The organism is Streptomyces boluensis (assembly GCF_009908195.1).
Lineage (GTDB): Bacteria > Actinomycetota > Actinomycetes > Streptomycetales > Streptomycetaceae > Streptomyces > Streptomyces boluensis.
The window spans coordinates 1-6,513 of record NZ_JAAAHS010000404.1; the positions used below are offsets into that span (position 1 = coordinate 1).

Below are 6,513 nucleotides of genomic sequence, written 5' to 3' on the forward strand. Positions count from 1 at the left end.
GGGCGGGGCACGGGACGGGGCCGGGCGCCCACCGCTCCCTCACGCCTCGGCCTCACGCGTCCGCGTACTTGGACTCCGACGCCGGGTCGACGGCCAGGCGGTAGCCGCGCTTGACGACGGTCTGGATCAGCTTGGGCGTGCCGAGGGCGGTGCGCAGGCGGGCCATCGCGGTCTCCACGGCGTGCTCGTCGCGGCCCGCGCCGGGCAGTGCGCGCAGCAGTTCCGCGCGGGCCACGACCCAGCCGGGGCGGCGGGCCAGCGTGCGCAGCAGGGACATCCCGGCGGGCGGCACGGCGCGCAGCTCCCCGTCGACCAGGGCGGCGTGGCCGCGGATCTCGACGCGGTGCCCGGCGAGGTGCAACGTACGGGCGCGGGCGGGCAGTTCGAGGCAGAGCAGCTGCACAAGCGGGCCGAGCCGGAAGCGCTCGGGCCAGGACGTGTCGAGCCCGTGGGACTGCAGCGGCAGGGCGGTGACGGGGCCGACGCAGGCGGGCAGCACGTCGTGGCGCAGGGCGTCGAGCAGTTCGTCGCGCTGGCCGCGTTCAGCGGCGCGGTTGAGGAGCGACGCGGCGGCCGGTGCGCTGGTGAAGGTCAGCGCGTCCACGCTCCGGCCGAGGGTCGCGTCGATGAGCCGGTCGAGGGGCGCGAGGTCCTCGGGCGGCATCCAGCGGTAGACGGGCACGCCGACGACGTCCGCGCCGCCTTCCCGTAGCGCCTCGACGAAGCCGGGCAGCGGTTCGCCGTGCAGTTGGAGGGCGATGCGGCGGCCCTCGACGCCCTGGCCGAGCAGCCGGTCGAGGACTTCCGCCATCGACTCGGACGAGGGTGACCACTCCTCGGTGAGGCCCGCGGCGCGGATGGCGCCCTTCACCTTGGGGCCGCGGGCGAGGAGTTCCACTCCGCGCAGGCGGTCGAGCAGCGCCTCGCCGAGACCCCAGCCGTCCGCGGCCTCGACCCAGCCGCGGAAGCCGATCGCGGTGGTGGCGACCACCACGTCGGGCGCGTGCGCGATCAGTTCCTCGGTCGCGGCGAGGAGTTCGCCGTCGTCGGAGAGCGGCACGATCCGCAGGGCGGGCGCGTGCAGTACCGAGGCGCCGCGCCGGGCCAGCAGCGCGCCGAGTTCCTCGGCCCGCCGGGCGGCGGTGACGCCGACGGTGAAGCCTGCAAGGGGTCCGTGTTCTTGCTGGTCATTGGGGTGCATGAGTGTCTCGTTCACTGAGGAGCATGAGTGTCTCGCCCCGCGCTCGCGTGGTCGTCCGGCGTTTTCCGGAGCCTGTCAACGGGCCGTGACGGGCTCGGTTCGCCGTGATGTCGTCCGTGTTACATCCCGCTCGGTCCCGCTGTCCTCTCATCGTCGCCCATCCCGTACGGCGAGTGCCGGGCGGGCCGGGACCCGGTCACGGATCCCGGCCCCGAGCCCTGCTCCCCGGCGTCGCTCACACCTGGGCGTAACTGAGCTCCCGTTCGGCCGTCCCGTCGTCGGCCGTCGCCTCGGTGGGCGCGGCCGCCTTCCGGGCCGGGCGGCGAAGGTATACGGCCCAGGTGACGACGAAGCAGGCCGCGTAGAAGACCAGGAACGCGACGAAGGCGCCGGTGCCCGAGCCCGCGGTCTGGAAGGACTGCCGGAAGGCCAGGTTGATGCCGAGCCCGCCGAGCGCGCCGACCGCGCCGATCAGCCCCATGGCGGCGCCGGAGAGCCGCCGCCCGTAGGCCGCCGCCTCCTCGCCGCCGAGGCCCTGCGCGAGCGCCTTGGCCTGGAAGATGCCGGGGATCATCTTGTACGTGGAACCGTTGCCGAGCCCGGTGAGCACGAACAGGGCGATGAACGCGCTGGTGAACAGCGTCAGCGACTCCTGCACGGAGGCGGCGACGATCACCGCGGTCGCCGCGCCCATGGCCACGAAGTTCCACAGCGTGATGCGGGCGCCGCCGAAGCGGTCGGCGAGCGAGCCGCCCACGGGCCGGATCAGGGAGCCGAGCAGCGGCCCGATGAACGTGATCGACGCGGCCTGCAGCGGCGTGCGGCCGAACTGGGTCTGCAGCACCAGGCCGAAGGCGAAGCTGTAGCCGATGAACGAGCCGAAGCTGCCGACGTACAGGAACGCCATGATCCAGGTGTGCGGGTCCCGGACGGCCTCCTTGGCGGCGCCGGTGTCGTTGCGTACCGGCGCCAGGTTGTCCATGAACAGCGCGGCGCACAGCGCGGACAGCGCGATCAGCGGGAGGTAGATGCCGAGCAGTACGCGCGGTCCGCCGGCGGCGCCGATCACGCCGAGGGCGACCAGCTGCACCACGGGTACGCCGATGTTGCCGCCGCCCGCGTTCAGGCCGAGCGCCCAGCCCTTCCTGCGGAGCGGGAAGAAGCCGTTGATGTTGGTCATCGAGGAGGCGAAGTTGCCGCCGCCGACGCCGGTGAGCAGCGCGCACAGCATGAACGTCGAGTACGAGGTGCCGGGCTCCATCACCACGAACGCCGCGCCCGTGGGGAGCAGCAGCAGGGACGAGGCGATGATCGTCCAATTGCGGCCGCCGAACCGGGCCACGGCGAAGGTGTACGGCACCCGCGCCACGGCCCCGACCAGCGTGGCCATGGACACCAGGAAGAACTTTCCGGCCGGGTCGATGCCGTACTCCGGGCCCATGAACAAGACCATGACCGACCAGAGGGTCCAGATCGAGAAGCCGATGTGCTCGGAGAGGATCGAGAAGGCGAGATTGCGGCGGGCGACATGCCAGCCGGTCTCCTTCCAGAAGCCCTCGTCCTCCGGGTCCCACTGCTCGATCCAGCGGGCCCCCTTACGTGAGGGGGGTGCGGTGGTGGTCGGGGCTGTCATCACGCCTCCACAGATGCGTCGGGTCGTGGAAACGACGCTAGGGACGGCGCATTTCAGACCCGTGGCGGCAGGTGACCTCCGCGCAACCTTGCTCTCACCCACGGCTCAGCCACGGTGTGAGCCGACGGGGGTTCCGCTGCCCCGGTCGCGGTCCCGGTCGCTGTCCCGGTCACTGCCCCGGTCGCGGCCGTTCGGCCAGAGTCTCGGGCGGCGGCGGGCGGCGAGGTCCTCGGCCCAGCCGGTGGCGAGGACCGCGAGCCCGATCAGCGGCCAGACCAGGACGAACATCCAGACCGGGTACGTGGTCTCCAGGGCGCCCGAGAGATGCGCGTCCACGAACGGGATGTCCCAGAGGCGGTCGAGGAGCGGCACCGTCGACAGGATCAGCAGGTTGTGCCAGAGGTAGATGGTCACGGCACGGTTGTTGGAGAGCGTGACCAGGTGGTCCAACGTGCCGAGCCTGCCCGGGAGTTGGCGCCACTCCGGGGCGTACCGCAGCAGGATCACCACGAAACCGGCGGACCAGGTGGCCTGGGCGAGCGGGATGTCGTTCAGGTCCCAGCCGTCCGGGCCGAGGTGTCCCGAGGCCCACCACAGGCCGAAGGCCATCACGAGCGAGGCCCAGGAGACCACCAGGCGGCGGGGTATCCGCCCGAGCAGCCCGTCGTGGTGGGCGAAGCCGAGCACCCAGCACGTGCCGTACATCGCGAAGTCGGTGACCGCGTTCCCCGTCTCGCCGGGGATCTCGACCAGGCCGGTGCCGACGACGGCCGTGAGGGCGAGCGGCGCGAGCAGCGTCACCCACGGCAGCCTGCGGAACGCCCGGAGCAGCAGCGGCGAGACGATCACGAACCAGAGGTACGCGCGCAGGTACCAGAGCGGCCCGACCGCCTGCACCGCCCAGGTGTCCTCGACCAGGCCCGCCTTGTCACCGAGGTGCCAGGGGAACAGCGGGGCGCCCACCGGCACGAGGTAGTTGAGGAGCTCGACGATCCAGGTCCCGGTACGCGTCGGCTGCCAGCCCGCGTACAGCATCAGCGGTACGGCGACGGCGGCGAACAGCCAGACGGGCGGCAGGAGCCGGCGCACCCGGCCCCGGATCACACCCCACGCGGGCCGCTTCAGGGAGCGCGCCATGAGGGATCCGGCGAGCGCGAACATCACGCCCATGGACGGGAACAGCACGGTCAGCCAGGCCCAGCCGAACAGGTGGTAGACCACGACACGGACCAGGGCGAGCGAGCGCAGCAGGTCGAGATAGCGGTCACGGGCGGACGTGCCCTCGGGTGCGGGCGGCGCGGGCTCGGCGAACACCGTGACGGGCGTGGAGGTACTCATCCGACCGGCCTCCGTTCCGGGCGGCGGGGCGCGGCGAACGTGCCGCCGGGGGCGCCGACGGCGCCGGTCCTGCGCAGTTTCTGCCAGCGGAGGCGGCCGCCGGACAGGGCGGTGATCCAGGACTGCAGCAGCACCACGTACATCAACTGCCGGTAGAGCAGCTGCTGAAGCGGCAGCGAGACCAGGTGGGTCATGCGCTCGCGGTCGAGCCGGAAGGCATACGCGGCGCACACCACCTGGACCGCGAGCACCCCGAGCCAGGCGGCGACGGTCTTCAGGGTGGGCCCGAAGACCAGGCCGTACACCAGGAAGACGTCGATCAGCGGCGCGAGCAGCGGCGCCAGGACCATGAAGAGGGAGACAAGGGGCAGACCGACGCGGCCGAACCGCCCGGAAGGGCCGCGCTCGACCAGGGCGCGGCGGTGCTTCCAGATCGCCTGCATCGTGCCGTACGACCAGCGGTAGCGCTGCGACCACAGCTGCCGCACGGTCTCCGGGGCCTCGGTCCACGCGCGGGCGTTCTCCGCGTAGACCACCTGCCAGCCGTCGCGGTGCAGGGCCATGGTGAGGTCGGTGTCCTCGGCGAGGGTGTCGTCGCTCATCCCGCCGACCCGCTCCAGGGCGCTGCGCCGGAACGCGCCGACGGCCCCCGGGATGGTGGGCATGCAGCGCAGCACGTCGTACATCCGGCGGTCGAGGTTGAAGCCCATCACGTACTCGATGTGCTGCCAGGCGCCGATCAGCGAGTCCTTGTTGCCCACCTTGGCGTTGCCCGCGACGGCGCCGACCCTCGGGTCGCCGAAGGGCTGCACCAGTTCACGGACGGTGGACGGCTCGAAGACGGTGTCGCCGTCCATCATCACGATCAGGTCGTACCGGGCGTTGGCCAGGCCTCTGTTGAGGGCGGCGGCCTTGCCCGCGTTGTGCTGGCGGACCACCCGGACGTCCGGCAGGCCAAGCTCCTCCACGAGGCGGGCGGTGCCGTCGACGGAGCCGTCGTCGATGACGATCACCTCGACCGGGTGCTGCCCTCCGTGCAGTGAACGCACCGTGTTCTCGATGCACTTCGCCTCGTTGTACGCCGGTACGAGCACCGAGACCGGTTCGGTGACCTGCGGGCCCCAGCCGAAGCCGCGGCGGCGGGTGCGGCGGGCGTGCACCCGGGACAGCAGCAGCATCAGGCCGAACCGCGCGAGGACCAGGACACCGATGACGGCGAGGCCCACCACGAGCCCGCCCGTGACGTGCTCGGAGACCCCCACCGCGGCCACGAACGCGCGGCCTTTCCACAGCTCGGAGCCGCTCACCGGGGTGTGCGCGCTCGGCGCGTCCATGGCCTCGGTGAGATTCGTGAACTCGTAGCCCTCGCGCCGCAGTTCGGGGATGAACCGGTCGAGCGCGGCGACGGTCTGCGCGCGGTCGCCGCCGGAGTCGTGCATGAGGACGATCGCGCCCTCGCCGTCGCGCGGGGTGGCCCGCTGGATGATCTTCTCGACGCCGGGGCGCTTCCAGTCCTCGCTGTCGGTGTCGTTGACGACCGTGATGTAGCCACGCCCCCCGATGTACTCGGTGACCGGCCAGGACATGTTGTCGAAGGCGTCGGCGAACGAGGAGTACGGCGGCCGGAACAGGGACGTGCGGATGCCCGCCGCGCCCGCGAGGGAGAGCTGGTTCTGGGAGAGCTCCCAGTCGACGCGGCGCTCCGACCGGTAGGACAGATCAGGGTGGTTGAAGGTGTGCAGGCCCACCTCATGCCCCTCCCGCACCATCCGCTCGACCAGCTCGGGATGGCGGGCGGCCATGGCGCCGGTGACGAAGAAGACGCCGTGCGCGCGGTACCTCCGCAGCGTGTCGAGGACCTTCGGCGTCCACACCGGGTCCGGCCCGTCGTCGAACGTCAGCACCAGCTTCCCGCGCGGTACGTGCAGGGCCTCGGCGGGCCGATCGGGGTCGCGGGCGTCGATCACCGGGCCGCCGCCGAGGATCCGCTCGGGCACCCGGTCGGTGGCCGCGGGCGGGCGCACCCGGTGGTCGGCGAGGATCTCGCTGTGCACGTACCCGCGGAGCATCAGCATCGCGAACAGGGCCACGAGCAGCAGCGAGGGCAGCAGGTAGCGCATGGGCAGGCGGCGGCGCGGCACGGTGGCCGCGCGGTACCGGTGCGGTGCCGTCATCGTGCGGCGCCCTCACCGCTGCCGGGGGCGGGACCGGCCGAGGGAGGCCCGGACGGCTCGGTCGGCGGCACCGTCGGGCCGGTCGGTTCCGGTTCCGGTTCCGGCGCGGTCGGCGGCGGCGCCGTGGGGCCGGGCCGCGCAGGCCCAGCCTCCCCCTGCCCCGGCCC

General features: G+C 72.5%; 4 protein-coding genes. All 4 read right to left on the reverse strand.

Translation table 11 applies throughout. The annotated features are described in order from the left end of the window. Positions 1-52 precede the first annotated feature (52 nt). Entirely contained in the window at positions 53-1,201 is a 1,149-nt protein-coding gene (locus tag GUY60_RS32130) for a uroporphyrinogen-III synthase (protein WP_161704298.1), read from the reverse strand. Between the two features lie 235 nt (positions 1,202-1,436). Then, complete coding sequence (locus GUY60_RS32135) at positions 1,437-2,834, reverse strand: nitrate/nitrite transporter (protein WP_161704300.1); 1,398 nt, start codon at positions 2,832-2,834, stop codon at positions 1,437-1,439. Positions 2,835-2,939: 105 nt separating this feature from the next. After that, on the reverse strand, positions 2,940-4,172 hold the full coding sequence (locus GUY60_RS32140; RefSeq protein ID WP_161704302.1) for an acyltransferase family protein: 1,233 nt from the start codon (positions 4,170-4,172) through the stop codon (positions 2,940-2,942). After that, positions 4,169-6,346 carry a bifunctional polysaccharide deacetylase/glycosyltransferase family 2 protein gene (locus tag GUY60_RS32145; RefSeq protein ID WP_161704304.1) on the reverse strand — a complete coding sequence of 726 codons (2,178 nt, stop codon included), beginning with the start codon at positions 6,344-6,346 and terminating at the stop codon, positions 4,169-4,171. Before GUY60_RS32145 ends, GUY60_RS32140 begins: the two co-directional genes overlap by 4 nt. Between the last annotated feature and the right edge of the window lie 167 nt (positions 6,347-6,513).